The sequence below is a fragment of the Variovorax sp. Root411 genome, from assembly GCF_001425205.1.
In the GTDB taxonomy this organism is placed as follows: Bacteria; Pseudomonadota; Gammaproteobacteria; order Burkholderiales; family Burkholderiaceae_C; genus Variovorax.
The window spans coordinates 252,701-275,260 of the sequence record NZ_LMDW01000002.1 but is presented as its reverse complement, the minus strand read 5'-3'; the positions used below and the strand labels follow the sequence as shown (position 1 = coordinate 275,260).

Below are 22,560 nucleotides of genomic sequence, written 5' to 3'. Positions count from 1 at the left end.
GGCCATGGTGCTGTTCGGCTGCGATTTTTCCAGCGCACCGACGGCACGCAAGCCGATCGTGGTGGCTGCCGGTGAACTCGCCGATGGCAATCGTGTCGTGCTGACTGGCCTGCAGCGTTTCCCGACGCTCGAGGCATGGGGCGAATGGCTGTGCGCCACGCCGGCCTGGACTGGCGGCTTCGATTTTCCATTCAGCCTGCCGCGCGAACTCGTCGAGCATCTGGGATGGCCGGTGCAATGGAAGCAGTTGATGGCCCACTACGCCAGCCTGAGCCGCGCCGAAATCCGCGAGACCTTCGCCGCGTTCTGTGCGGCGCGTCCCGTCGGTGGCAAGTTCGCGCACCGTGCGACCGATGGGCCCGCAGGTTCCAGCCCGTCGATGAAATGGGTCAATCCGCCGGTGGCCTACATGCTTCACGCAGGCGTGCCGCGCCTGCTGGCGGCCGGTGCACGCATTCCCGGCCTGCACGCCGGCCCTGGCGCGGATCGCATTGCGCTGGAGGCCTATCCCGGCCTGCTGGCACGCGAGCTGATCGGGCGCCGCAGCTACAAGAGCGACGAGCTGCCGAAGCAGACGCCCGAACGGCTCGCCGCACGCACCGACGTGCTCGCCGCGCTCGAAGCCGGCACCACGCGCCTCTGCCTGCGGCTTGGCGTCACCGCGCCGCAGCGCGCCGAACTGCTGGCCGATGCCCGCGGCGACGACATCGACGCGGTGCTGTGCCTTCTGCAGGCGGCCTGGGCCCTGCAGCGCGCGCAAAGCCCCTGGCCCGGCCACGGCCTGCCGCGGGACTTCGATCCGCTTGAAGGATGGATCGTCACCGCCTGAGCCTCGTTGTCCTACACCGCTTCGGGCTTCCGTCGGCGTTCGCGGTGGTCGGCCGAAGCCTAGATTGAAATCGGCGGGTCGTTCCGGCCCGCACATTTCATCACCGACCAGGAAGGAAACGACATGAACAAGGACCAGTTGGCGGGCCGCGCAGAAGAAGCCAAGGGCAAGCTGAAGGAGGTGGCCGGCAAGGCTGTCGGCAGCCAAAAGCTCGAAAGCAAGGGCATTGCCGAACAGGCCGCAGGCAAGGTGCAGAAGACCTACGGCGACGTCAAGGAGCGGGCCAAGGACGCCATCAAATCGGGTGCCAACAAGCTGTGACGCCTATTTCCCGTGCGCGATCGAGCCACGGACAGGAGGATTTCCACATGAACGAACACACTACCCCCATCACCATGCCGCATTCGCGCGCGTGGCTGGCCGTGCTCGCGGCCGGCTTTGCGTTGACGCTGGCCGGCTGCGACAAATCAGACAACCGCACGGCCGGCGAGAAGCTCGACAGTGCAGTGGCCAAGACCGAGAAGGCGGCCGATACCGCGGCGGCCAAGACCGGCGAGGCCGTCAGGGATGCCAAGGCCAAGGCCGAGTCGTCCGGCACCACGGCCGAGGTGAAGGAAGGCATGGCCAATGCCAAGGAGGCTGCCAAAAACGCCGGTGCCGCGATGAGTGCGACGATGGACGATGCCGCCATCACGGCCTCCGTGTCCGCAGGCCTGGCCAAGGACCCGGACCTCAGCGCGATCAAGATCGACGTCGACACGAAGGGCGGCGCGGTGAGCCTGAAGGGCCCCGCCCCCACCGCTGCTGCCAAGGCACGCGCCGAGGAGATCGCCAAGGGTGTGCAAGGCGTGACATCGGTGAACAACCAGCTCGAAGTGAAGGGCTGATCGCCACCGTGCGCCAGGCGCAAAAAAATGTAGCCCGGTCACTGCCGGGCTTTTTCTTTGGCGAGAGCCGTCCAGGCCCCCGGCGCAATGGCTCACTGCCTCAATGGCCGAGCCAGTCCTTCAGTTCGTCGGCATGCTCTTCTTCATCGGAGAGGATGTCTTCGAGCATGCGGCGCGTGGTCGGGTCCTTGTCGCCGATCAGCGCAATCATCTGGCGGTACGACTCCACCGCGATGCGCTCCGCGATCAGATTGGCCCGCACCATCGATTGCAGGTCGGTCGATTCGTCGTAGTCCGCATGGCTGCGTTCCAGCAGGTGGGAGGGCGCGAAGTCGGGCTCGCCGCCCAGTTGCACGATGCGCTCGGCAATGCGGTCGGCGTGCGCCGATTCTTCGTTGGCATGCACCAGGAACTCGTCGGCAATCGCGGGCGAATCGACGCCGTTGGCGGTGAAGTAGTGGCGTTTGTAGCGCAGCACACAGACCAACTCGGTGGCGAGTGCGTCGTTCAGCAGCTTGACGACGTCGTCGCGCCACGGGCCATAGCTGGGCGTGACCGCGCCTTCATCCAGGCTGTTTCGGGCGGCGTCCAGGCCGCTCTGATTCAGCTGCAGGTGCTTGTGTTCGGCCGCCTTGGAGGATGGGGAAACATCGACTTTCATGGAGGGTCCTTTCGTGGGGGGCTTGTGGTCTTGCGCATCAACGTGTTGACGAGGTCGGCCACGTCGGATGTCTTCAGTACCGCTGCAAGCACGGCCGTGGTCGACAGCAGGCGCCACGGCTTCACGAGCACCAGCACCGCGCCTGTGGCCGCGGCCGCGGCCATCAGCTTGGCCGGCTCCTTGCGAGCGTAGTGTTCGAGCAGCGGGCGGGCCAGTTGGCCGACCGCGTGCGCCGGATGCCGGCGCCACCAGCGCTCCACCACGCCGCGGCCCATCGAGAGCCACACGTTGTTTCGTCCGCGCCGCGGGTTTTGCGAGAGGCGATTGCGTCGCGGCGCAGCGGCCGATGTGTCGTCGAACGCGTATTCCAATTCGTCCCCGGGCTCGCGGTCACGTTCCGCCCGGAGTTGTGTGTCGTCGTTCGCGGCGTCCGCATCGCCGTTCAGCTGCCGCACCAGCGCGCGGCGCGAGAGGACCAGGCGCTGCTGCGGGGTGAGGGGGGAACGTTCATTGCTGGTCATGGGCAGCTCCGGCGTCGCGTAAGGCCTGCAGGTCGGCGCCGAGCTGCGAGCGCAGATCGTCAAAACCGTAGCTCGGAACGGACTTCGTCGCGTACCACGTGCAGATGGCCGCTATCACCAGCGCCACGCCCGGCACGGCCACGAGCACCCAGTGAAAGCTGCCGTGCATCACGCCCAGCAGCACGGCTACGCCCGTCAGCCCAAGGGTCAGTGCACCGCAGGCCGCAGCCAGCACGCCCGCAACAATGCGGGCGACGAGCCCGCGCCCCGCTTGCGCGGATTCCTGGCGCACGAGGGCGGCGTAGTTGGCAAGGTGTTCAGCGACCAGTTCCGGATGCCCGAGCACCGTGGAGAAAATCGGATGAAGCATGGTGCCGGGATGGGTGGAGCGAAAAAAGTCGGCGGATCAGTAATCGTCCCGGCTGCGGCGGCTGGCCAACACGATGAGCGCCGTGATTGCAGCGCCGGCGGCCGCGGCCAGAAGCACCGAGCGCACCGGCTGGTCGGAGATGTAGCGCCCCGTGACGTCGGCAGCCTGTTCGAATCGGCGCTGCGCACGTGCGCTGGTGGTGGACGCGGCGTCCAGCCCGCGCTGAACGGCCTGCTGCACGCGAGCTGCCAATTGCTCGACGGCGGGTTCGGCGTCGCGTTGCAGATCGCGGACCTTTTCGCCCGCCGCATTCACCGCGTTCTGTGCATAGGCGCGGGTCGTTTCGACCGCTTCGCGTGCGGTCTGGCGCGCGTCGTCGGCGAGTTGCGAGGGAGTCTTGGTCGTCGTGTTCATGTGAAAGTCCTTTCCGGAAAAATGAAATGCGCAAGCCTGTTGATCGTAACGACGCTACTTGCGTCGTAGCAAGCCGGCAAGGAAGCTCGCAATCGCGAGGATCGCGAAGATCACGAAAAGGATCTTGGCAATGCCCACCGCACTGGCGGCGATGCCACCGAACCCGAACAGGGCCGCGATCAACGCGATGACCAGGAACACTACGGCGTAATGCAACATGCGGAACTCCTTCGAGGCTGTCCTCGTTGTGTTGTAAGCGGCGCATGCCGGACCCCGAGGAGGTACCGGATGGCACAGGAGCAACCTTAAGTGGGGCACGGCCGCAGACCTGTCAGCGGCCGGGGGCGGGGTGCGTAGGAGATGGCCGAGTCGCCCCGCGCCGATGTGTGAAGGAGTACCGCCATCCCGGCCCCTCAGGCCGGCTTGACGACGGGCAGCATGGCGCTCAGGCGCGTGCCCCTGCCCGGCGTCGACGACACCGTGAGCTTGCCGCGCGCCGCCTCCACCCGGTGCCGCATGCCTGCGAGGCCGTGCGTCGATGGCCGCATGCGATGCGTGTCGAAGCCCTTGCCGTTGTCCGCCACTTCCACGATCACGTGGTTTTCGTAGTTCTTCAGCACGATGGTGGCCTCGCTGGCCTCGGCGTATTTGCCGATGTTGGTGAGGCTCTCCTGCACCATGCGGTAGATGGTGAGTTGGCGCGACTCATCCATGGTCACCGGCTCTAGCGCCATCTCGATCTGCAGGCCCGAGCGCTCCCCGAATTCGCGCCCCAGGATCTCCAGCGACGCGACCAGCCCGAGATTGGAGAGCGACGACGGCCGCAGGTCTTCGATGATGCGGCGCTTGAGCGCGATGCCGCTGTTGAGCAGCTCGGTCAGATGCTGCAGCCGCTGGGTGGCGTCGGGCGCGTCCGTCAGCCGCGACTTCAGCCGCGCCACGTCCAGCTTGGCGGCGGTGAGCAGCGAGCCCAGTTCGTCGTGCAGCTCGCGCGCGAGGTAGCCGCGCTCGGTTTCGCGCACGTCCTGCAGGTGGGTGGCCAGTTCGGCCAGCGAGGCGGTGCGTTCGAGCACTTCGTCTTCCAGCGCATTGCGCTCGCGCTGCAGGGCCTCCTGCTGGCGCTCGCCGATGGAGCGCAGCGCATGGGTCTGGCGCAGGTACAGGAAGAAGGCGATCAGCGCAGCCAGCGCCACGAAGGCGGTGCCGATGCGCGCCAGCCGAAGCGAGCGCAGCACCTGCTGCTGGCTCCGCTGCAGGGTGTTGTTGCTGGACTTCACCAGTTCGCCCGCTGTCGTGCGGATGGCATCCATCTCCTCGCGGCCGACATCGGTGGTGATGACGAATTTCCAGGCGTCGTCCTTGCCGTCCTGGCGCAGCCGCACGCTCATGTCCATCTCGGCCACCTTGCGCAGCACGTGCTTCGACAGCTCGGCCAGCTGGGTGAGTTCGGCCGGTCTGGCGGCGTACAGCCGGCGCAGCGTGGCGAGATGGCCGTCGACCTGCTTGACCGCGTCGTCGTAGGGCTTTCGGTAGCTGGCCTCGCCGGTCAGCAGGTACCCTCGCTGGCCGGTTTCGGCATCCAGCATGTTCTGCAGGATCTGGTTCAGCGTGCCGCGCACCTGCTGCGCCTCGTCGATGTCGGCCAGGGCTCGGCTCGACTGCCGGTAGCCGGCCTCGTTGATGCCGACAAGAGCCAGCGCAGCCAGCGCTGCGAGCAGCAGGCTCACGGCCATTCGTGGAGGGGCTAGCCAGTGCATGAAACTTTCAAGGCAGCTTGACGCGCAAGTTCGTGAATAATTGATAACAATCAGGGACCGGTATGTTGCGACCCGCCTGCCCGCAACACAACGACGAAAGTAACAGATGATCAAAATCGGAATTGTGGACGACCACGCCATCGTGCGATCGGGCCTCCGGCAGTTCTTCTCCGAGCACGTGGACCTGCGCGTGGCGGGTGAGGCAGCCAGCGGGCGCGAGGCCATCGAACTGGTGCGCACCACGGAGCTCGACGTGCTGGTCATGGACCTTTCGATGCCGGGTCAAAGCGGCATCGACGCGCTTGCCATGATCCGCGCCAAGGCGCCGGACGTGGGCATCCTGATCCTCAGCGGCTATCCCGAAGAGCACTACGCGATGAACCTGATCCGCCAGGGCGCGAGCGGCTACCTGAACAAGGAGTGCGATCCCATCGAGATCGTCAACGCCATCCGCACCATCTCGCTGGGCCGGCGCTATATCACGCCCGCCGTGGCCGAACTGCTGGCCCGCCAGCTCGACCGCAAGGACGACGCCGCGCCGCACGAGCAGCTCTCGGAGCGCGAATTCCAGGTGTTCCTGAAGCTCGCCAAGGGCGAGACCGCCGGCGACATCGCCAAGACGCTGTCGCTGTCGGTGAAGACCGTGAGCACCTACCGCACGCGCCTGATGGAGAAGATGAACCTCTCCTCCAACAGCGACCTCACGTACTACGCGCTGAAGAACAAGCTGATCGACTGAGATCGGCTGGCGAGCGGGGAAGGGGCCCCATGCGGCGGCTCCTTCTTCAACCTGTGCCGGACGAGGAATACAGCGCCTTGGCCTGCCCGATGCAGAAGTCGACCAGCGCGTCGATTTCGTTCGATTTGTCGAACACCGCATCGACCCCGAACTCGGCGCAGCGCCGCCGGATGTCGGGCGTCGCATAGTTGCTGAGAACCACCACCTTCTGCACGGGCCTGCGCGACTGGCAAGCCTGGAGCACCCCCAGTCCGCTCCCTTGCTTGAGAAAGAGGTCGACGATGACGAGGTCCCACTCGCCGTCGTGGCCGAGCAGCCACGCGCGGGCGCCGCTTTCGGTCTCGGCAAAGCCGACCACCGTGGTGCAGGTGAGTTCTTCCAGCGTACCAATGAGGTTTTCACGGATCGTGAGGTTGTCTTCGACGACGTAGGTCTGCAATCTGGAATCCATGCCGAACCGCGCTTCCTCTGAGGTTGGCAGGCGCACTCGCGGCGCCTAGCTGTACCAACGCCTGCATATCGAGTTTGCGGCGCTTCTGTCGCCCGATCATGCAAGCTTCGGCGGGCGGCTGTTGTAGGCGGGTTCCGACGCGTAGACCCGGCCAAGTCTGCAACGCACCTTCGTAGGCGACGCCTCACGGTTTTTGCGGCCCGCCGCCGACCCGGACGACGCGATGCCCGGAGTGACAATGACCCATGGCAACGATGATCCTTCGCAACCGGCCCCTCTGGCAGAAGCTGCTCGCATTCGTCGTGCTGCTGTTCGCAGCGCTGGTCATCGTGCTCGTCTTCTTTCCGTGGGACATGCTGCGCGGACCGGTCAACCGCTATGTCAGCGAGCAAACGGGGCGCAAGTTCGAGATCACGCGACGGCTCGACGTGGGTCTTGGCTGGGGGCAGGCAACGGTCAAGCTCGACGGCATCGAGTTCGCCAACCCCTCTTGGGCGCGCGACCCCTACTTGGTCAAGGCGGACCGCGCCGAGTTCGACATCCGCGTCTGGCCGCTGATCGCCAGCAAGGTCGTCATTCCGCGGCTGTTGCTGTTCTCGCCGACGCTCGGGTTGCAGATGGAGCCGGACGGGCGCCGAACCTGGGCGCTCGGCAAGGACACCTCCGACCCCGGCACGGTGCCTGACATCGGCCTCATCCAGGTCGATACCGGCGTGGTCGACTTCCTTGCCAAGCACCTGGGCGTCGACCTGCATGCCGACCTGAGCTATGACAGCAGCCGCGGCGAAATGCCGCTCAATTACCGCATCAAGGGCCGATACAAGGGCCAGCCGCTGACGGCCAGCGGACGCACCGGCAACGTGCTGCAGATCAACGCCGCGGGGGCACCGCCGTTCCCGATGGAAATCAATGCGGCCGCCGGCCAGACCCAGTTGAAGGCTGCGGGCACCGTGGCCGGGTTGTCGGGGCTCGACGGCATCGACGCGAAGTTCGAGATCAAGGGCCAGACACTGGGCGCCCTGTACCCACTGCTGGGCATCGCGCTGCCGCAGACCTCGCCCTATGCCCTGAGCGGCAAGCTGGGCAAGCGCGGCAAGCTGTGGGAAGCCACCGGCCTCAAAGGCAGGCTGGGGCTGTCCGACATCGCCGGCGACATGCGCTTCGACCAGGCCGGCCAGCTGCCGTACCTGGCGGGCGAACTGCGTTCGCGCGTGATGGACATGGACGACCTCGGCCCGCTGATCGGCCTGCAGCCCACGGCGCGCACTGCCAACGCCGTGGAAGGCGTCGCCCCGCCCCCGACCATCACGCAGGTCAGGCGCCCGGGCGGCAAGGTGCTACCCGCGGCCCCGCTCGACTTCGAGCGCGTGCGCGCGATGAACGCCGACGTAAAGTACACGGCGGACCGCATCCGCAACGTACGCGACATGCCGCTCGAGCGCGGCAGCGTGCAGGTCAAGCTGGCCAACGGCGTGCTCACGCTCGATCCGCTCGACCTCGGCATGGCTGGCGGCAGGCTCGCCGGCGCGATCCGCATCGATGCCTCGAAGAACCCCGCGGATATCCGCGCCTCGCTCGACGTGCGGGCGATGAAGCTCGCTCGCCTGTTCCCCAAGCTCGAAACCACCGGCAACAGCGTGGGGCGGCTGGACGGGCGCATCAACCTGTCGGGCTCGGGCAGCACCGTGGCCAACTGGCTCGGGGGCGTGTCGGGCGACGTGGCGGTCATGTCGGGGCGCGGCCAGTTTGGCAACCTGCTGCCGGTGTTCGCGACGCTGGTGGGCGGCGACATCATCAAGTTCGTGCTGCGCGGCGACCGCAACGTCGAATTGCGTTGCGCGGCATTGGCCTTCGACGTGAACAAGGGGCTGATGACGGGGCGCACGATGATGGTGGACACGACCAACGCCGTTTTCACCGCCACCGGCCAGGCCAACCTAGCAACCGAGGGGTTGGACTTCGTGGTCCACCCGGAGCCCAAGAGCAAGAACATCCTGTCGATCCGCACGCCGCTGGTGTTGAATGGCACCTTCGGAGCGCCGAAGGGCGGCCTGCAGGTGGGGCCGCTGGCGGAACGGGGTCTGGCCGCGCTGGCGCTGGGCGCTGTCAATCCACTGCTGGCGCTGGCCGCGACCATCGAAAGCGGCCCTGGCGAGGATTCAGATTGCAAGAGTGTGCTGGCCCAGGCGAACACCCCCGCGGCTGGGGCGCCCGCCAAGGGTGCCGCCCGCGCGAAGGGCGCAAAGCAGCCCTAGGCGGGAAGGGCGGGGCGCTGCGCGCAGACGCTGCAGTGCGGGTCGCGCGCCACGCGCAGCGTGTCGAAAGAGGTGCTGCGCCCGTCGAACATCAGCAGCCTGCCCGCCAGCGACGGGCCGATGCCGGCCAGCAGCTTCAGCGCTTCGCTGGCCTGCAGCGTGCCGATGGTCCCGACCACGGGGCCGAACACACCCAGCACGGCGCAGCGCGTTTCCTCGAAGGCCGCATCGGGCGGGAACAGGCAGGCGTAGCAGGGCGAGGCAGCGTCGCGGGTGTCGTAGACGCTCAACTGCCCGTCGAAGCGGATCGCCGCACCGGCCACCAGCGGCTTGCCATGGGCCACGCAGGCGCGGTTGACGGCATGCCGCGTGGCGAAGTTGTCGCAGCAGTCGACGACCACGTCGGCTTCGGCGACCAGGCGCGACAGCAGCGCCTCGTCTGCGCGCAGGGCGTGGGTTTCGATGGCGATGTCGGGGTTGATGTCGCGCATGGCCCGTGCGGCTGATTCGACCTTGGCGAGGCCGACGCGCGCGTGGGTGTGAGCGACCTGGCGCTGGAGATTGGTGAGATCGACTTCGTCGTCGTCGACCAGCGCGATGTGGCCGACGCCTGCTGCCGCAAGGTACAGGGCAACCGGCGAGCCCAGCCCGCCGACGCCTATGACAAGAACTCGCCCGGCACTGACGCGCGTCTGCCCGTCGATGCCGAACTCCTCCAGAAGGATGTGGCGCGAGTAGCGCAGCAGATCGCTATCTTCCATGCGCCGCCCGGCTCAGTTCTCTTTCTTTTCTTCCTTGTTGTCGATGATGACCTGCGTCTTGCTCACGAGCACCGGCTGGCCCTTCAGGCGGTTGAGCGCCTGCACCAGCGGGAAGTCCTTGTCGGTGCCGAATTCAGGCACCTTGCGGTCCTGCGGTGGCTTCTTGGCTTCTTCCTCGAGGCGCTTGCGGGCTTCGTCGCGGGCCTTTTCGCGTTCCGGGTCCTTGACTTCGGGGCCCTGGCCGCTCGCCAGGTGCTTCTCGAGGTCGGCTTCGCGCATGCGCAGGGCGGCAAACGGGCTGCCTTCGGCGCTTTCGTCGATCAGCACGTTGGGCACGATGCCCTTGGCCTGGATCGAGGTGCCGCTCGGCGTGTAGTAGCGCGCCGTGGTGATCTTCAGGCCGGTGTCGGGGCCCAGTGGGCGCACCGTCTGCACGGAGCCCTTGCCGAAGGTCTGGCTGCCCATGACGGTCGCGCGCTTGTGATCCTGCAGCGCGCCGGCCACGATTTCGCTGGCCGAGGCCGAGCCTTCGTTCACCAGCACCACCAGCGGCACGGTCTTGAGCGCGGCCGGCAGGCTGCGCAGCGGGTCGCTGCCGGAGCGGCGCTGGTAGAACTCCGGCGCCGCCTTGTAGACCGACTTGCTTTCGGCCAACTGGCCGTCGGTGGTGACCACCGTGACGTTCTCGGGCAGGAAGGCCGACGACACCGCCACCGCCGCGTCGAGCAGGCCGCCCGGGTCGTTGCGCAGGTCGAGCACCAGGCCCTTGAGGTTCGGGTCTTCCTTGTACATCTCGTCGATCTTCTTCACGAAGTCGTCGACGGTGCGTTCCTGGAACTGCGAAAGGCGGATCCAGCCGTAGCCGGGCTCCATGATCTTGCCGCGGACCGATTGCGTGCGGATTTCCTCGCGCGTGATCGTGACCGGGAAGGTGCGGCTCTCGTCCTTGCGGAAGATGGTCAGCAGCACCTTGGTGTTGGCTTCGCCGCGCATGCGCTTGACCGCCTCGTTCAGCGACAGGCCGCGCACGGCGGTGTCGTCGATCTTGGTGATCAGGTCATTGGGCTTCAGGCCCGCGCGGAAGGCCGGGGAGCCTTCGATGGGCGAAACGACCTTGATCAGGCCGTCTTCCTGCGAAATCTCGATGCCCACGCCGACGAAGCGGCCGGTGGTGCCTTCGCGGAATTCCTTGAAGGACTTCTTGTCGAAGTACTGGGAATGCGGGTCGAGGCCCGCGACCATGCCCGAAATGGCGTCGGAGATGAGCTTTTTCTCATCGACCGGCTCGACGTAGTCGCTCTTGACCATGCCGAAGACGGCAGCAAGCTGCTGCAGTTCCTCGAGCGGCAGCGGCGCAAGCGATCCGCGTGCGACGGTCTGCAACGAGACGGTGGTCAGGACGCCGGCAACGGCGCCGGCGGCGACCCAGCCGGTGATCTTCAGTTTCTGGCCCATCATGAGTGGTTGTCCTTGTCGGCGGCTGTCAAACCAATATACACAGCTTGGAAGCAAATTGCCTGCCGGGGTTCCACGTAGGGCCCGGCAGAATGGGGTTTCTTCAGCCTTTGCCCTGCGAGGCCACCGCGGCGGCGGCCTTTTCGGCGGCTGCGGCATCGCCGAGGTAGTAGTGGCGCATGGGCTTGAGGTCGTCGTCGAGCTCGTAGACCAGCGGGATGCCGTTCGGGATGTTCAGGCCGACGATGCCGTCGTCCGAGATGCCGTCGAGGTATTTCACCAGGGCCCGGATCGAGTTGCCGTGGGCCGCGACGACCAGGCGGCGCCCCGTGCGGATGGCCGGCGCCATCGATTCGTTCCAGAACGGCAGCACGCGCGCCACCGTGTCCTTCAGGCACTCGGTCAGCGGGATCTGCTCGGGCGACAGCTTGGCGTAGCGCACGTCGCTGCGCTCGCTGCGCGGGTCGTCGGCTTCCAGCGGCGGGGGTGGCGTGTTGTAGCTGCGGCGCCAGACCAGCACCTGCTCGTCGCCGTACTTCTTGGCGGTTTCGGCCTTGTTCAGGCCCTGCAGGCCGCCATAGTGGCGCTCGTTCAGCCGCCAGGAATGCACCACGGGCAGCCAGGTGCGGTCGAGTTCGTCGAGCGTGTGCCACAGGGTGCGGGTGGCGCGCTTGAGCACGCTCGTGTAGGCGACGTCGAAGTCGTAACCTTCTGCCTTGAGCAGCCGGCCGGCCTGCTTGGCCTGCTCAACGCCGGTTTCCGTCAGGTCGACGTCGGTCCATCCGGTGAAGCGGTTTTCGAGATTCCAGGTCGATTCGCCGTGACGGATCAATACCAGTTTATGCATGTGGGAGGCCTTTGGCTGCGCTTGCGAAACCTCGCATTCTAAAATCCCCGGTTTGCCATTCAAGGAACCCCCGTGAAATTGATCGAATTCGTCACCGCGAACTGGATGCTGATCCTGATCGCGCTCAGCTCCGGCGCCATGCTGGCCTGGCCGCTGGTACGGGGCGCGGGCGGCGGAACGCTCACGGCCCAGGGCGCCGTGCAGCTCATCAACCGCGAGCGCGCGGTGCTGGTCGACGTGCGCGAGCCGGAAGAATTCGCCACCGGCCACATGATCGGCGCCAAGAACGTGCCCCTGAACCAGCTCGAGGAAAAGCTGACGGGTGCGGTCAAGAACAAGACCGTGCCGCTGCTGCTGGTATGCGCCACCGGCACCCGTGCCCAGCGTGCCGTGGCCATGGCCAGGAAGCTGGGCTACGAGCAGGCCCAAGCCGTGGCCGGCGGACTCAAAGCCTGGAAAGACGCTAACCTGCCGGTTGAAAAAGCCTGAGGCTTCCCAAGGTAGAGAGCATGCAAGCCGTCAAGATGTACACCACCGCCGTCTGCCCATACTGCATTCGTGCGAAGCAGATCCTGAAGTCCAAGGGGGTCGAGCAGATCGAGGAGATCCGCATCGACACCGACCCGCAGGCCCGCAACACCATGATGGAGATCACCCAGCGACGCACGGTGCCGCAGATCTTCATCGGCGAGACGCATGTCGGCGGCTGCGACGACCTGGTGGCCCTCGACGGCCGCGGTGGTCTCTTGCCCCTGCTGCAAGGCGCCTGAAACACAAAGCAACCGGCGCCACGGAAGTGCTCCGGCCGTCGGGCGATAATCGCCCGCTCATTCATCTGCAGCCCGCTGCGGGAACCTCTCCCCGGCGGGCATTGTTTTGATCCTCGAAAGTTCAGCCATGGCCGACCAGCAAGCCCAAGATCCCGTGTTCCAGATCCAGCGCGTCTACCTCAAGGACCTGTCGCTCGAACAACCCAATTCGCCCGCGATCCTGCTGGAACAGGAACAGCCCACGGTCGACATCCAGCTCGGCGTGGACGCCCAGCCCGTGACCGACGGCATCTTCGAGATCACCGTGTCGGCCACCGTGCAGACCAAGATCGGCGACAAGACCGTGTTCCTGGTCGAGGCCAAGCAGGCCGGCATCTTCGAGATCCGCAACCTTCCGGAAGACCAGATGGGCGCGATCCTGGGCATCGCCTGCCCGCAGATCGTCTACCCGTACCTGCGCGGCAATGTGGCCGACGTGATCCAGCGCGGCGGTTTCCCGCCCGTGCACCTCGCCGAGATCAACTTCCAGGCGATGTACGAACAGCAGCAGGCGCAGGCCGCCGGCCAAGCCGCGCCGACCCTCGCGCAGTAAACCGGCACAAACGCCGCCAACGCCGATGAAGATCTGCGTTCATGGCGCCGGTGCCTGGGGCACGGCCGTCGCCGTCAACGCGGCGGCCCGCCACGAGGTCACGCTCTGGGCGCGCGATGCCGCCCAGGCCGACGCCATGTCGGCTGCGCGCGAAAACACCCGCTACCTGCCTGGGCTGGCCCTGCCGGCCTCGCTCGCCGTGCGCGCGGGCGACATCGTCCAGGCGCAGGCCGGCGCCGACCTCGTCATCGTGGCCACGCCCATGGCCGCCCTGCGCGAACAGCTCGTCGCACTGCGCGGCACCACCGCAGCGGTGGCGTGGCTGTGCAAGGGCGTCGAGCCCGCGCTCGACACCTCACCCGCATCCTTCGGCCTGCTGGCCCACGAAATATGGGCGCAAGTTGCTCCTGATTTGAGAGCGGGCGTGCTCAGCGGCCCGAGCTTTGCGCAGGAAGTCGCCGAAGGCCGGCCGACCGCGCTGGTGGCTGCCAGCCCGCATGCCGCCGTGCGCGACACGCTGGTCGACGCCTTCCACGGACCCGCGCTGCGCGTCTACGCCAACGAGGACATCGTGGGCGTGGAAGTGGGCGGCGCGGTCAAGAACGTGCTGGCCATCGCCACCGGGCTGTGCGACGGCCTTGCACTGGGGCTCAACGCCCGCGCGGCGCTGATCACCCGCGGCCTCGCCGAAATGACGCGCTTCGGCCTGGCACTGGGCGCCCGCGCCGAGACCTTCATGGGCCTCTCGGGCCTGGGCGACCTCGTGCTGACCTCCACCGGCGACCTGTCGCGCAACCGCAAGGTCGGCCTGCTGCTGGCCCAGGGTCGCACGCTGGCGCAAGCCGTCGATTCGCTGGGCCATGTGGCCGAAGGCGTGTATTGCGCACGCACCGTGGTGCAGCGCGCGCGCGGCCTCGGTGTCGAGATGCCGATCGCCGAAGGCGTGGTCGCCTTGCTCGACGGCCGGGTGGGCCCGCAGGAGGCCGTCGCCTCTCTGGTCGGCCGCGACCCGGTGCCGGAATCCGTCCAGCCCGGTGCTGCGGCTTCCCCTCGTCAATCCTCCTAAAAAACGCAGAGACAAAGAGCCATGAGCCTTCGCTTTGATTTTTCAGCGTCGGCCGTGGCCGCGCTGGCCCTGTCCGATGCCGCCCGCGCATTGCAGGAAGACGTTGCCGACGGCGACCTCACCGCGTCGCTGGTCGACCCCGTCCGCACTGCCCGCGCCCGCGTGCTGGCGCGCGAAGCTGCCGTCGTGTGCGGCGCGCCCTGGGTCGAGGCCACGCTGCGGCAGCTCGACCCCGGCGTGCGCATCCACTGGCTCTGCGCCGAAGGCGAGCGTTGCGCGGCCGACCAGCCCGTGCTCGAGATCGAAGGCGCCGCCCGTGCGCTGCTGACGGCCGAGCGCACCGCGCTCAACTTCCTGCAGCTGCTGAGCGCGGTCGCCACCAAGACCGCCTTGTATGCCGACGCCGTGCGCGGCACGCGCGCCCGCATCGTCGACACCCGCAAGACGATTCCGGGCCTGCGCCTCGCGCAGAAATACGCGGTGCGCACCGGCGGCGGCCTGAACCACCGCATCGGCCTGTACGACGCGGTGCTCATCAAGGAAAACCACATCGCCGCAGCAGGCGGCGTGGCGGCCGCGCTGCGCGCCGTGGCACCGGTGGCTGCACAGGCCGCCTTCGTCGAAGTCGAGGTCGAAACGCTGGCCCAACTGCATGAGGCGCTGGAAGCCGGCGCGCGCATGGTGCTGCTCGACAACATGGACCTGCCCACGCTGCGCGAGGCCGTGCGCATCAACGACGAAGCGGGCGAAGGCCGCAAGGCCGTGCTGGAGATATCCGGCGGCGTCACGCTGGACGGTCTGCGCGCCCTGGCCGAGACCGGTGTCGACCGCATCTCGGTGGGCGCGTTGACCAAGGATGTCAAAGCCATCGACTACTCGATGCGTTTCCAGGAAGGCTGATCCGCCCATGTCGTCTCCGGTCATCGACATCGACTACGAACAGCCCGCGCCGCAGGGCTCGGTCTGCGACACGCGCCACGCCTGGGCCCGCGTGCCGGCCGAGCCTTCACCCCACGAGCGCATCGCGCTGAAGGAGCACATCCGCCGCCTGCTGCGCGAACGCAACGCGGTGATGGTGTCGCACTTCTACGTGCATCCCGACCTGCAGGACTTGGCCGAGGAAACCGGCGGCATCGTGAGCGATTCGCTCGAAATGGCACGCTTCGGCCGCGACCATGCCGCGCAGACGCTGGTGGTGTCCGGCGTGCGCTTCATGGGCGAGACCTCGAAGATCCTGTCGCCCGAGAAGCGCGTGCTGATGCCCGACCTCGACGCGAACTGCTCGCTCGACCTGGGCTGCCCGGTCGACGAATTCAGCGCCTTCTGCGACCAGCACCCCGAGCGCACCGTGGTTGTCTACGCCAACACCAGCGCGGCCGTGAAGGCGCGCGCCGACTGGCTCGTCACCTCGAGTTGCGCGCTCGACGTGGTGAGCGCCCTGCACGCGGCGGGGCAGAAGATCCTCTGGGGCCCCGACCGCCACTTGGGCGACTACATCCAGCGCCAGACCGGCGCGGACATGGTCAGCTGGAACGGCGCCTGCATCGTGCATGACGAATTCAAGGCGCTGGAGCTCGAACTGCTCATGAAGGAGCACCCGAAGGCGAAGGTGCTGGTGCACCCCGAGTCGCCGTCGGACGTGATCGCGCTGGCGGATGCGGTGGGTTCCACCTCGGCCATCCTGAACGCGGCGCAGCGCATGGACGCCAGCGAATTCATCGTCGCCACCGACACCGGCATGCTGCACAAGCTGCGCACGCTGAACCCCGGCAAGACCTTCATCGAAGCACCCACGGCCGGCAACGGCGGCACCTGCAAGAGCTGCGCGCACTGCCCTTGGATGGCGATGAACGGGCTGGTGGAGCTGGCGAATGCGTTGGAGACGGGGGCGGGCGAGATCCACGTCGATCCGAAGTTGGGTCTGCGGGCGCGGGTGCCGATCGATCGGATGTTGGCGTTTACGGCCGGGCTGAAGAACGGGCAGGCACCGGGCAGCTTGGTTACCGGCATCGGCGCGGCTTGACGTGTTGTTCCCTCTCCCTCTGGGAGAGGGAGCAAAACCTAGAAGTCCACCGTGCAGCTGTCACCCATCGCCTCGCGCCACACCCGCACACGGGCCAGCGACGGCCGCAGGTCCGGCAGCGCATCCGCGATGAACACGCACAGGTTTTCCAGCGTCGGCGGATGCAGCCCCGGCACGTCGTCCAGCAGGTGATGGTCGAGTTGCTCGCGCACGTCTTCCAGCCGGCGGCGCAGCAGCCCCAGGTCGATCACCATCCCTGTCACGGGATCGCGTTCCCCCGCGAGCCAGACCTCCGCGTGGTACGTGTGGCCGTGGATACGGCGGCTGCCTTCGATTTCGATCTCGCGCTTCAGCGTGTGGGCGGCGTCGAAGAAAAAGCGTTGGCTGATGGTGAAGCGCATCGTCAAAAGAAACTCGGGGAAAAAGGCCGCCGCCTCAGCGGATGCCGGTGATCTTGTGCGTCTGAACGCTGAGCCGCCACACGGGCTGCTTCATGCATTCGGCAATGCAAAGCTCAGTGTTCGCGACCCGGTCGGGCCCGTCCATCGGCTGCAGGAAGCGGTGCGTGAACTCGCCCGCGTGCGCCATCGTGTCCAGGTCGAATTCCGTCTGCGGCCACACCAGCTTCAGCTCCTGCCCGCGCTGCTGCACCCACGGCGCACCGGCCTTGGGGCTGATGCACAGCCAGTCGATGCCCTCGGGTGCCTCGACGGTGCCGTTGCTCTCGACCGCGATGCGGAAGCGCCGCGCGTGCAGCGCATCGACCAGCGCCGTATCGACCTGCAGCAGCGGCTCGCCGCCGGTCAGCACCACGAGGCGATGCTCGGCGTCGTTCGCCGGCCATTGCGCGGCGATGGTGTCGGCGAGCTGGTCGACATGCTTGAACTTGCCGCCCAGCGTGCCGTCGGTGCCCACGAAGTCGGTGTCGCAGAAACGGCAGATGGCCGAGGCTCGATCTTCCTCGCGGCCCGTCCACAGGTTGCAGCCCGCAAAGCGGCAGAACACGGCCGGCGTGCCGGCCTGGCCACCTTCGCCCTGCAGGGTGTAGAAGATTTCCTTGACGCTGTAGGTCATAAGGCGGAGGGAGCCTCGATCTCCAGGTTGTCGATCAGTCGCGTGGTGCCCAGGCGCGCAGCGGCCAGCGCCACGAGCGGCTCACCGACGGCCGGTGCCTGCAGGTCGGCGCGGCGCCGCAGCACCAGATAGTCCGGCTGCCAGCCGCGCTGCGCGAGCGTTTGCATGGCCCGCGCCTCGATTGCGGCCAGGTCGCGCTCGCCCGCGCGCACCGCCTCGGCCATGGCCTGCAGCGTCTTCGACAGCTGCACCGCCTCCGCGCGCTCGTCCTTGCTCAGGTAGCCGTTGCGCGACGACAGTGCGAGCCCGTCGTCGGCGCGGAAGGTCTCGCCGCCCTCGATCTCGATGGGCAGCGCGAACTGCCGCACCATGTGGCGGATCATCATCAGTTGCTGGTAGTCCTTCTTGCCGAACACGGCCACCCGCGGCTGCACGCAGGTGAAGAGCTTCATCACCACCGTGCACACGCCGATGAAGAAACCGGGGCGGAAGTGCCCTTCGAGGATGTCGGCCAGCGCCGGGTCGGGGTGCACCTTGCAGGTCTGCGGCTCGGGGTAGAGCGCTTTTTCGTCGGGCGCGAACAGCACGTCGCAGCCGGCGGCGCTCAGCTTCTCGCAGTCGCTGTCCCAGGTGCGCGGATAGGTGTCGAAGTCTTCGTGCGGCAGGAACTGCAGGCGGTTCACGAAGATGCTCGCCACCGTCACGTCGCCCAGCGGTTTCGCCTGCTTCACCAGGGCCAGGTGGCCATCGTGCAGGTTGCCCATGGTGGGAACGAAGGCGGGGCGCTTGAAGGCGGCGAGGTGGTCGCGCAGTTCGGCGATGGTGTGTGCGATGTACATGATCGGTTCCTTACCAGGCGTGAAGTCGGTCGTCGGGGAAGCTGCCGTCCTTGACGGCCTGCACGTAGGCCTTGAGCGCGGGCAGCACGCCCGGCGCATCGGCCATGAAGTTGCGCACGAACTTCGGCATCTTGCCGAGGTTGATGCCCAGCATGTCGTGCAACACCAGCACCTGCCCGGCGGTGGCCTTGCCGGCGCCGATGCCGATGGTGGCGCAATGCGTCAGCTCGGCCGTGAGCTCGGCGGCCAGCGCGGCCGGCACCATTTCCAGCACCAGCATCGCGGCGCCTGCGTCCTGCAGCGCATGGGCCTGCTGCTTGAGCAGTGCGCCGGCGGCGTCGCCCTTGCCCTGCACGCGGTAGCCGCCCAGCGCATGCACGGTCTGCGGCGTCAGGCCCAGGTGCGCGCACACCGGAATGCCGCGCTCGACCAGGAAGCGAACGGTCTCGGTCGTCCAGCCGCCGCCTTCGAGCTTGACCATGTGCGCGCCGGCCTGCATCAGCACTGTGGCGCTGCGCAGCGCCTGTTCGCGCGACTCTTGATAGCTGCCGAAAGGCAGGTCGGCAATCAGCCAGGCCGTGCCCTGCACGCGGTGCAGGCCGCGCGAGACGCTGTCGGTGTGATAGCGCATGGTGTCCAGGCTCACGCCCACCGTGCTGTTCAGGCCCTGGCAGACCATGCCGAGCGAATCGCCGACCAGCAGGCAGTCGATGCCCGCCGCATCGGCCATGGCCGCGAAGGTGGCGTCGTAGGCCGTGAGCATCGCGATCTTCTCGCCGCGCGCATGCATGTCGGCCAGGCGCGGCAGGCTCACGGGCTTGCGCGAGGCGAGCGGGGAGGCCGGCGGCAGCGTGCCGTAGGGCGAGGACGGTGGCGCCTCGGGTGTGGGGGGTGTGGTGTTCGACATGGTTGGGTTTCTCCCTGCGGGCGTCGGTGGCCGGGCATCCTTGAGTGAAGAAGACAACGAAGCGGGTGGGTCGATCAGTCGGCCGGCGGCACCAGCACCGTCGGCGCGGTGGGCTCGGCGAGCGAAGGATAGTCGCGGCTGAAATGCAGGCCCCGGCTCTCGTGGCGGGCCTGCGCGGAACGCACGATCAGCTCGGCCACCTGCACCAGGTTGCGCAGTTCGAGCAGGTCGCGCGTGACGTGGAAGTTCGCGTAGAACTCCTGGATCTCGGCCTGCAGCAGCGCGATGCGATGGCTCGCGCGCTCCAGGCGCTTGTTGGTGCGCACGATGCCGACGTAGTCCCACATGAAGCGTCGCAGTTCGTCCCAGTTGTGCGAGATGACCACGGCTTCGTCGGCATCGGTGACGCGGCTCTCGTCCCAGGCGGGCAGCTCGGCGCGTTCGCGCGCCGGAGCCGCGGCAATGGCGCCGGCCGCGGCGCGCGCGAACACCATGCACTCGACCAGCGAGTTGCTGGCCAGCCGGTTGGCGCCGTGCAGGCCGGTGCAGGCGGTCTCGCCGATGGCGTAGAGGCCCGGCACGTCGGTGCGCCCGCTCAGGTCGCCGAGCACGCCGCCGCAGGTGTAGTGCGCGGCCGGCACTACCGGAATCGGTTCGCGCGTGATGTCGATGCCCAGCTCCAGGCAGCGCGCCAGGATGTTGGGGAAGTGTTCCTTCAGGAACGCGGCCGGCTGGTGCGAGATGTCGAGGTACACGCAGTCCAGGCCGTGCTTCTTCATCTCGAAGTCGATGGCGCGGGCCACCACGTCGCGCGGCGCAAGTTCGGCGCGCTCGTCGTGCCTGGGCATGAAGCGTGTGCCGTCGGGCAATTTGAGCAGCCCGCCTTCGCCGCGCACCGCCTCGCTGATCAGGAACGACTTGGCATGCGGGTGGTACAGGCAGGTCGGGTGGAACTGGATGAACTCCATGTTCGACACCCGGCAGCCCGCGCGCCACGCGGCGGCAATGCCATCGCCGGTGGCCGTGTCGGGGTTGGTCGTGTACAGGTAGACCTTGCCCGCGCCGCCCGTGGCCAGGATGGTGCTGGGCGCGCGAAAGGCCAGCACTTCATCGGTCTCGCCATCCAGCGCGTAGAGGCCCACGCAGGCCGGGTCTGCCAGTCCGATCTTGGGCCCTGTGATCAGGTCGACCAGCGTGTGGTGCTCGAACAGCGTGATGTTCGGCGTGCGGCGCACGCGCTCGATCAGCACCTGCTGCACGGCCGCGCCGGTGGCGTCGGTCACGTGAACGATGCGGCGCTGGCTGTGGCCGCCTTCGCGCGTCAGGTGCAGGTCGCCGCCTTCTTCTGAAAACGGCACGCCCAGTTCGCGCAGCCAGCCGATGGCCTCGGGTGCATGCTCGACGACGAAGCGCGTGGCCCCGGGGTCGCACAGGCCGGCGCCGGCGACCAGCGTGTCCTCGACGTGTGCGTCGAAGCTGTCGCCAGCGGCCAGCACCGCCGCGATGCCGCCCTGCGCCCAGGCGCTGGAGCCGTCGTTCAGCGCGCGCTTGGTCAGCACGGCCACGCGGTGCGTGGGGGCCAGGTGCAGCGCGGCCGAGAGGCCGGCCAGACCGCTGCCGACGATGAGGACGTCGAAGTCGCGCACTGCGGAAGTCACGGGTGTATCAACCGGTTGGGTCAGGCGGGCGAATAGGCCAATCTGACGTAAATAGGGGCGAAGGCTTCCGCCTGCGTGATGTCGATCAGCGTCTCCTTCGCGAGCTCGAGCATCGCGATGAAGGTGACGATCAGCACCGGCGTGCCGCGCGACACGTCGAACAGCTTTTCGAACTCCACGAAGCGCTGCCCCTGCAGGTGGCGCAGCACGATGCTCATGTGCTCGCGCACGTTGAGCTCCTCGCGCGAGATCTTGTGGTGCTGCACGAGCTTGGCGCGCTTCATGATGTCGGCCCACGCGTCGCGCAGCTCGACCACGTCCACGTCGGGGAAGCGCGGCTTCAGCGACTGCTCGATATAGACCTGCGCCTTCCAGAAGTCGCGGCCGTAGGTCGGCATGGCGCTGATGGCGGCGGCCTGCAGCTTGGTCTGCTCGTACTCCATCAGGCGGCGCACGAGTTCGGCGCGCGGGTCTTCGGCCTCTTCGCCATCGGCCACCTTCTTCGGCGGCAGCAGCATGCGCGACTTGATCTCGATCAGCATCGCGGCCATCAGCAAATACTCGGCCGCGAGTTCGAGGTTGGTCTGGCGAATTTCGTCGACGTAGCTCAGGTACTGGCGCGTGAGCCCCGCCATCGGGATGTCGAGGATGTTGAAGTTCTGCTTGCGGATCAGGTAGAGCAGCAAGTCCAGCGGGCCTTCGAAGGCCTCCAGGAACACCTGCAGCGCCTCGGGCGGGATGTACAGGTCCTTCGGCATCGCGAACAGCGGCTCGCCATAGAGCCTCGCGAGCGCGACCTGGTCGACCACGTCGGGCATGGCGACCATGAGCGTGCCGTTGTCGTCGTCGCCGTTCATTCGTCTGTTGCTATCATTTCGGTAGCGACTGGCGCAATGCGGGCGGGTGTTTGCTGCCAATTCGGCATCAGCGAATTACTTGGCCTGGGTCTGGTAGACGTACGGCTGCATCGGCACGCGGGCTTCGCTGTACTCCTCGAGCAGGCTGCGGTCGAGGTGCTTGTCCCAGAGCAGGGCACGGCCGGCGCGCTGTTCGGCCTCCAGCGTCGGCTTCTTTTCCTTCATCTCCTCGATGAAGTTCGTGATCTCGGAGGTGTAGTGGGGGCGGTTGAAGATGGACATAGACTGGACCTTTATGGCGCGAATTTTACCGGGGACGGCATGAAGCAACGGCAAGGGTGGCGGATCGGCATGGCAACAGGGCTTCTGGCAGCGGTGATCGGGCTCGCGGCATGCGACCCGAAGAACATCAGCGAGCTCGAAGAGGGCGTCTCCACCGAGGCCGACGTGCGCGCCCGGTTCGGCGAGCCCGAGAACATCTGGGACGCGCCGAACGGCCGCGTCCTCGAGTACAACCGCCAGCCGCAGGGCCAGAAGAACTACCTGATCACCATCGGCGCCGACGGCAAGATGAGCGCGCTGCGCCAGGTGCTCACGCCCGAGAACTTCGCCAAGGTGCAGCCCGGGATGATGATGGAAGACCTGCGCAAGCTGCTCGGCAAGCCCGCCAAGGTCACTCCCTATGCGCTCAAGCGCGAGACCGAATGGGAATGGCGCTGGGTGCAGCCGCCGAACTCGGCCATGGTCTTCACCGCCACGCTGAACGACGACCAGCGCGTGGTGCGCAGCGGCTCCTTGCCCGACCGCGGCACCGAAGCGCCGTAGCC

29 protein-coding genes are annotated in these 22,560 nt (G+C 67.2%); 12 read left to right on the top strand and 17 right to left on the bottom strand.

Going from position 1 to position 22,560, the window contains the following annotated elements; translation table 11 throughout:
* The first annotated feature begins 4 nt into the window (after positions 1-4).
* From ASC92_RS07405 to ASC92_RS07395, 3 genes are all read left to right on the top strand, one after another.
* On the top strand, positions 5-829 hold the full coding sequence (locus ASC92_RS07405) for a DUF429 domain-containing protein (protein WP_056512574.1): 825 nt from the start codon (positions 5-7) through the stop codon (positions 827-829).
* Positions 830-952: 123 nt separating this feature from the next.
* Positions 953-1,150: a CsbD family protein gene (locus ASC92_RS07400; RefSeq protein WP_056512570.1), complete on the top strand. Its 198-nt coding sequence runs from the start codon at positions 953-955 to the stop codon at positions 1,148-1,150.
* 47 nt (positions 1,151-1,197) lie between these two features.
* Entirely contained in the window at positions 1,198-1,716 is a 519-nt protein-coding gene (locus ASC92_RS07395) for a BON domain-containing protein (RefSeq protein WP_056512567.1), read from the top strand.
* Between the two features lie 100 nt (positions 1,717-1,816).
* Here the strand turns inward: ASC92_RS07395 and ASC92_RS07390 are convergent, their stop codons facing one another.
* The 6 genes from ASC92_RS07390 to ASC92_RS07370 all read right to left on the bottom strand — a co-directional run bounded on the left by ASC92_RS07390 (position 1,817) and on the right by ASC92_RS07370 (position 5,439).
* On the bottom strand, positions 1,817-2,377 hold the full coding sequence (locus ASC92_RS07390) for a ferritin-like domain-containing protein (RefSeq protein WP_056512564.1): 561 nt from the start codon (positions 2,375-2,377) through the stop codon (positions 1,817-1,819).
* A complete protein-coding gene (locus ASC92_RS07385) occupies positions 2,374-2,898 on the bottom strand; it encodes a hypothetical protein (RefSeq protein WP_056512561.1) in 525 nt (174 codons plus the stop codon). Before ASC92_RS07385 ends, ASC92_RS07390 begins: the two co-directional genes overlap by 4 nt.
* Complete coding sequence (locus tag ASC92_RS07380; RefSeq protein WP_056512558.1) at positions 2,885-3,268, bottom strand: phage holin family protein; 384 nt, start codon at positions 3,266-3,268, stop codon at positions 2,885-2,887. Before ASC92_RS07380 ends, ASC92_RS07385 begins: the two co-directional genes overlap by 14 nt.
* 36 nt (positions 3,269-3,304) lie before the next feature.
* Positions 3,305-3,682: a hypothetical protein gene (locus ASC92_RS07375; RefSeq protein WP_056512554.1), complete on the bottom strand. Its 378-nt coding sequence runs from the start codon at positions 3,680-3,682 to the stop codon at positions 3,305-3,307.
* 54 nt (positions 3,683-3,736) lie between these two features.
* A complete protein-coding gene (locus ASC92_RS27920) occupies positions 3,737-3,901 on the bottom strand; it encodes a DUF1328 domain-containing protein (protein WP_007837165.1) in 165 nt (54 codons plus the stop codon).
* Positions 3,902-4,095: 194 nt separating this feature from the next.
* A complete protein-coding gene (locus ASC92_RS07370) occupies positions 4,096-5,439 on the bottom strand; it encodes a CHASE3 domain-containing protein (RefSeq protein WP_414820398.1) in 1,344 nt (447 codons plus the stop codon).
* A gap of 106 nt (positions 5,440-5,545) precedes the next feature.
* On the opposite strand from ASC92_RS07370, the gene ASC92_RS07365 reads away from it, so the two are divergent.
* Entirely contained in the window at positions 5,546-6,178 is a 633-nt protein-coding gene (locus ASC92_RS07365) for a response regulator transcription factor (RefSeq protein ID WP_007837167.1), read from the top strand.
* A 46-nt stretch (positions 6,179-6,224) separates the two neighbouring features.
* On the opposite strand, the gene ASC92_RS07360 is transcribed toward ASC92_RS07365, so the two are convergent.
* Entirely contained in the window at positions 6,225-6,629 is a 405-nt protein-coding gene (locus tag ASC92_RS07360) for a response regulator (protein ID WP_056512546.1), read from the bottom strand.
* A gap of 245 nt (positions 6,630-6,874) precedes the next feature.
* On the opposite strand from ASC92_RS07360, the gene ASC92_RS07355 reads away from it, so the two are divergent.
* Entirely contained in the window at positions 6,875-8,884 is a 2,010-nt protein-coding gene (locus tag ASC92_RS07355; RefSeq protein WP_056512543.1) for an AsmA family protein, read from the top strand.
* On the opposite strand, the gene ASC92_RS07350 is transcribed toward ASC92_RS07355, so the two are convergent.
* The 3 genes from ASC92_RS07350 to gpmA all read right to left on the bottom strand — a co-directional run bounded on the left by ASC92_RS07350 (position 8,881) and on the right by gpmA (position 11,947).
* On the bottom strand, positions 8,881-9,645 hold the full coding sequence (locus ASC92_RS07350) for a HesA/MoeB/ThiF family protein (RefSeq protein WP_056512539.1): 765 nt from the start codon (positions 9,643-9,645) through the stop codon (positions 8,881-8,883). The genes ASC92_RS07355 and ASC92_RS07350 overlap by 4 nt on opposite strands.
* 12 nt (positions 9,646-9,657) lie before the next feature.
* The gene (locus ASC92_RS07345) at positions 9,658-11,100 is read right to left on the bottom strand and encodes a S41 family peptidase (protein WP_056512855.1); all 1,443 of its coding nucleotides are present in this window, start codon (positions 11,098-11,100) and stop codon (positions 9,658-9,660) included.
* Between the two features lie 103 nt (positions 11,101-11,203).
* On the bottom strand, positions 11,204-11,947 hold the full coding sequence (gene gpmA / locus ASC92_RS07340; protein ID WP_056512536.1) for a 2,3-diphosphoglycerate-dependent phosphoglycerate mutase: 744 nt from the start codon (positions 11,945-11,947) through the stop codon (positions 11,204-11,206).
* 72 nt (positions 11,948-12,019) lie between these two features.
* Between gpmA and ASC92_RS07335 the strand changes: the two genes are divergently transcribed.
* The 6 genes from ASC92_RS07335 to nadA all read left to right on the top strand — a co-directional run bounded on the left by ASC92_RS07335 (position 12,020) and on the right by nadA (position 16,398).
* On the top strand, positions 12,020-12,436 hold the full coding sequence (locus tag ASC92_RS07335) for a rhodanese-like domain-containing protein (protein WP_007837177.1): 417 nt from the start codon (positions 12,020-12,022) through the stop codon (positions 12,434-12,436).
* Between the two features lie 20 nt (positions 12,437-12,456).
* Positions 12,457-12,717 (top strand): glutaredoxin 3, encoded by a 261-nt coding sequence (grxC, locus tag ASC92_RS07330; protein ID WP_056512532.1) that lies wholly within the window; start codon positions 12,457-12,459, stop codon positions 12,715-12,717.
* Positions 12,718-12,844: 127 nt separating this feature from the next.
* The gene (gene secB, locus ASC92_RS07325; protein ID WP_007837580.1) at positions 12,845-13,309 is read left to right on the top strand and encodes a protein-export chaperone SecB; all 465 of its coding nucleotides are present in this window, start codon (positions 12,845-12,847) and stop codon (positions 13,307-13,309) included.
* 25 nt (positions 13,310-13,334) lie between these two features.
* Positions 13,335-14,375 (top strand): NAD(P)H-dependent glycerol-3-phosphate dehydrogenase, encoded by a 1,041-nt coding sequence (locus tag ASC92_RS07320; RefSeq protein WP_056512529.1) that lies wholly within the window; start codon positions 13,335-13,337, stop codon positions 14,373-14,375.
* 21 nt (positions 14,376-14,396) lie between these two features.
* Entirely contained in the window at positions 14,397-15,275 is an 879-nt protein-coding gene (gene nadC, locus ASC92_RS07315) for a carboxylating nicotinate-nucleotide diphosphorylase (protein ID WP_056512526.1), read from the top strand.
* Between the two features lie 7 nt (positions 15,276-15,282).
* Positions 15,283-16,398: a quinolinate synthase NadA gene (gene nadA, locus ASC92_RS07310; protein WP_056512524.1), complete on the top strand. Its 1,116-nt coding sequence runs from the start codon at positions 15,283-15,285 to the stop codon at positions 16,396-16,398.
* Positions 16,399-16,436: 38 nt separating this feature from the next.
* Here nadA and ASC92_RS07305 read toward each other — a convergent pair whose 3' ends face one another.
* From ASC92_RS07305 to ASC92_RS07275, 7 genes are all read right to left on the bottom strand, one after another.
* The gene (locus ASC92_RS07305; protein ID WP_056512854.1) at positions 16,437-16,799 is read right to left on the bottom strand and encodes a 6-carboxytetrahydropterin synthase; all 363 of its coding nucleotides are present in this window, start codon (positions 16,797-16,799) and stop codon (positions 16,437-16,439) included.
* 34 nt (positions 16,800-16,833) lie between these two features.
* Complete coding sequence (gene queE, locus ASC92_RS07300) at positions 16,834-17,472, bottom strand: 7-carboxy-7-deazaguanine synthase (RefSeq protein WP_056512521.1); 639 nt, start codon at positions 17,470-17,472, stop codon at positions 16,834-16,836.
* Positions 17,469-18,311 (bottom strand): pantoate--beta-alanine ligase, encoded by an 843-nt coding sequence (gene panC, locus ASC92_RS07295; protein WP_056512520.1) that lies wholly within the window; start codon positions 18,309-18,311, stop codon positions 17,469-17,471. The genes queE and panC overlap by 4 nt, the downstream gene beginning before the upstream one ends.
* 10 nt (positions 18,312-18,321) lie before the next feature.
* The gene (gene panB, locus ASC92_RS07290; protein WP_056512516.1) at positions 18,322-19,218 is read right to left on the bottom strand and encodes a 3-methyl-2-oxobutanoate hydroxymethyltransferase; all 897 of its coding nucleotides are present in this window, start codon (positions 19,216-19,218) and stop codon (positions 18,322-18,324) included.
* A 74-nt stretch (positions 19,219-19,292) separates the two neighbouring features.
* Positions 19,293-20,864, bottom strand: a complete 1,572-nt coding sequence (gene nadB, locus ASC92_RS07285) for an L-aspartate oxidase (RefSeq protein WP_200935950.1) — start codon at positions 20,862-20,864, stop codon at positions 19,293-19,295.
* 32 nt (positions 20,865-20,896) lie between these two features.
* Positions 20,897-21,733, bottom strand: a complete 837-nt coding sequence (locus tag ASC92_RS07280) for a segregation and condensation protein A (RefSeq protein WP_056512510.1) — start codon at positions 21,731-21,733, stop codon at positions 20,897-20,899.
* A gap of 75 nt (positions 21,734-21,808) precedes the next feature.
* A complete protein-coding gene (locus ASC92_RS07275) occupies positions 21,809-22,015 on the bottom strand; it encodes a DUF3460 family protein (RefSeq protein WP_056512507.1) in 207 nt (68 codons plus the stop codon).
* A gap of 69 nt (positions 22,016-22,084) precedes the next feature.
* On the opposite strand from ASC92_RS07275, the gene ASC92_RS07270 reads away from it, so the two are divergent.
* Positions 22,085-22,558 carry a hypothetical protein gene (locus ASC92_RS07270; protein WP_056512503.1) on the top strand — a complete coding sequence of 158 codons (474 nt, stop codon included), beginning with the start codon at positions 22,085-22,087 and terminating at the stop codon, positions 22,556-22,558.
* The last annotated feature ends 2 nt before the right edge of the window (positions 22,559-22,560 follow it).

Coding starts and splice junctions, on each gene's coding strand:
- ASC92_RS07405 (WP_056512574.1), top strand. CDS start 5: ATGGTGCTGTTCGGCTGCGATTTTTCCAGCGCACCGACGGCACGCAAG.
- ASC92_RS07400 (WP_056512570.1), top strand. CDS start 953: ATGAACAAGGACCAGTTGGCGGGCCGCGCAGAAGAAGCCAAGGGCAAG.
- ASC92_RS07395 (WP_056512567.1), top strand. CDS start 1,198: ATGAACGAACACACTACCCCCATCACCATGCCGCATTCGCGCGCGTGG.
- ASC92_RS07390 (WP_056512564.1), bottom strand. CDS start 2,377: ATGAAAGTCGATGTTTCCCCATCCTCCAAGGCGGCCGAACACAAGCAC.
- ASC92_RS07385 (WP_056512561.1), bottom strand. CDS start 2,898: ATGACCAGCAATGAACGTTCCCCCCTCACCCCGCAGCAGCGCCTGGTC.
- ASC92_RS07380 (WP_056512558.1), bottom strand. CDS start 3,268: ATGCTTCATCCGATTTTCTCCACGGTGCTCGGGCATCCGGAACTGGTC.
- ASC92_RS07375 (WP_056512554.1), bottom strand. CDS start 3,682: ATGAACACGACGACCAAGACTCCCTCGCAACTCGCCGACGACGCGCGC.
- ASC92_RS27920 (WP_007837165.1), bottom strand. CDS start 3,901: ATGTTGCATTACGCCGTAGTGTTCCTGGTCATCGCGTTGATCGCGGCC.
- ASC92_RS07370 (WP_414820398.1), bottom strand. CDS start 5,439: ATGCACTGGCTAGCCCCTCCACGAATGGCCGTGAGCCTGCTGCTCGCA.
- ASC92_RS07365 (WP_007837167.1), top strand. CDS start 5,546: ATGATCAAAATCGGAATTGTGGACGACCACGCCATCGTGCGATCGGGC.
- ASC92_RS07360 (WP_056512546.1), bottom strand. CDS start 6,629: ATGGATTCCAGATTGCAGACCTACGTCGTCGAAGACAACCTCACGATC.
- ASC92_RS07355 (WP_056512543.1), top strand. CDS start 6,875: ATGGCAACGATGATCCTTCGCAACCGGCCCCTCTGGCAGAAGCTGCTC.
- ASC92_RS07350 (WP_056512539.1), bottom strand. CDS start 9,645: ATGGAAGATAGCGATCTGCTGCGCTACTCGCGCCACATCCTTCTGGAG.
- ASC92_RS07345 (WP_056512855.1), bottom strand. CDS start 11,100: ATGGGCCAGAAACTGAAGATCACCGGCTGGGTCGCCGCCGGCGCCGTT.
- gpmA (WP_056512536.1), bottom strand. CDS start 11,947: ATGCATAAACTGGTATTGATCCGTCACGGCGAATCGACCTGGAATCTC.
- grxC (WP_056512532.1), top strand. CDS start 12,457: ATGCAAGCCGTCAAGATGTACACCACCGCCGTCTGCCCATACTGCATT.
- secB (WP_007837580.1), top strand. CDS start 12,845: ATGGCCGACCAGCAAGCCCAAGATCCCGTGTTCCAGATCCAGCGCGTC.
- ASC92_RS07320 (WP_056512529.1), top strand. CDS start 13,335: ATGAAGATCTGCGTTCATGGCGCCGGTGCCTGGGGCACGGCCGTCGCC.
- nadC (WP_056512526.1), top strand. CDS start 14,397: ATGAGCCTTCGCTTTGATTTTTCAGCGTCGGCCGTGGCCGCGCTGGCC.
- nadA (WP_056512524.1), top strand. CDS start 15,283: ATGTCGTCTCCGGTCATCGACATCGACTACGAACAGCCCGCGCCGCAG.
- ASC92_RS07305 (WP_056512854.1), bottom strand. CDS start 16,799: ATGCGCTTCACCATCAGCCAACGCTTTTTCTTCGACGCCGCCCACACG.
- queE (WP_056512521.1), bottom strand. CDS start 17,472: ATGACCTACAGCGTCAAGGAAATCTTCTACACCCTGCAGGGCGAAGGT.
- panC (WP_056512520.1), bottom strand. CDS start 18,311: ATGTACATCGCACACACCATCGCCGAACTGCGCGACCACCTCGCCGCC.
- panB (WP_056512516.1), bottom strand. CDS start 19,218: ATGTCGAACACCACACCCCCCACACCCGAGGCGCCACCGTCCTCGCCC.
- ASC92_RS07280 (WP_056512510.1), bottom strand. CDS start 21,733: ATGAACGGCGACGACGACAACGGCACGCTCATGGTCGCCATGCCCGAC.
- ASC92_RS07275 (WP_056512507.1), bottom strand. CDS start 22,015: ATGTCCATCTTCAACCGCCCCCACTACACCTCCGAGATCACGAACTTC.
- ASC92_RS07270 (WP_056512503.1), top strand. CDS start 22,085: ATGGCAACAGGGCTTCTGGCAGCGGTGATCGGGCTCGCGGCATGCGAC.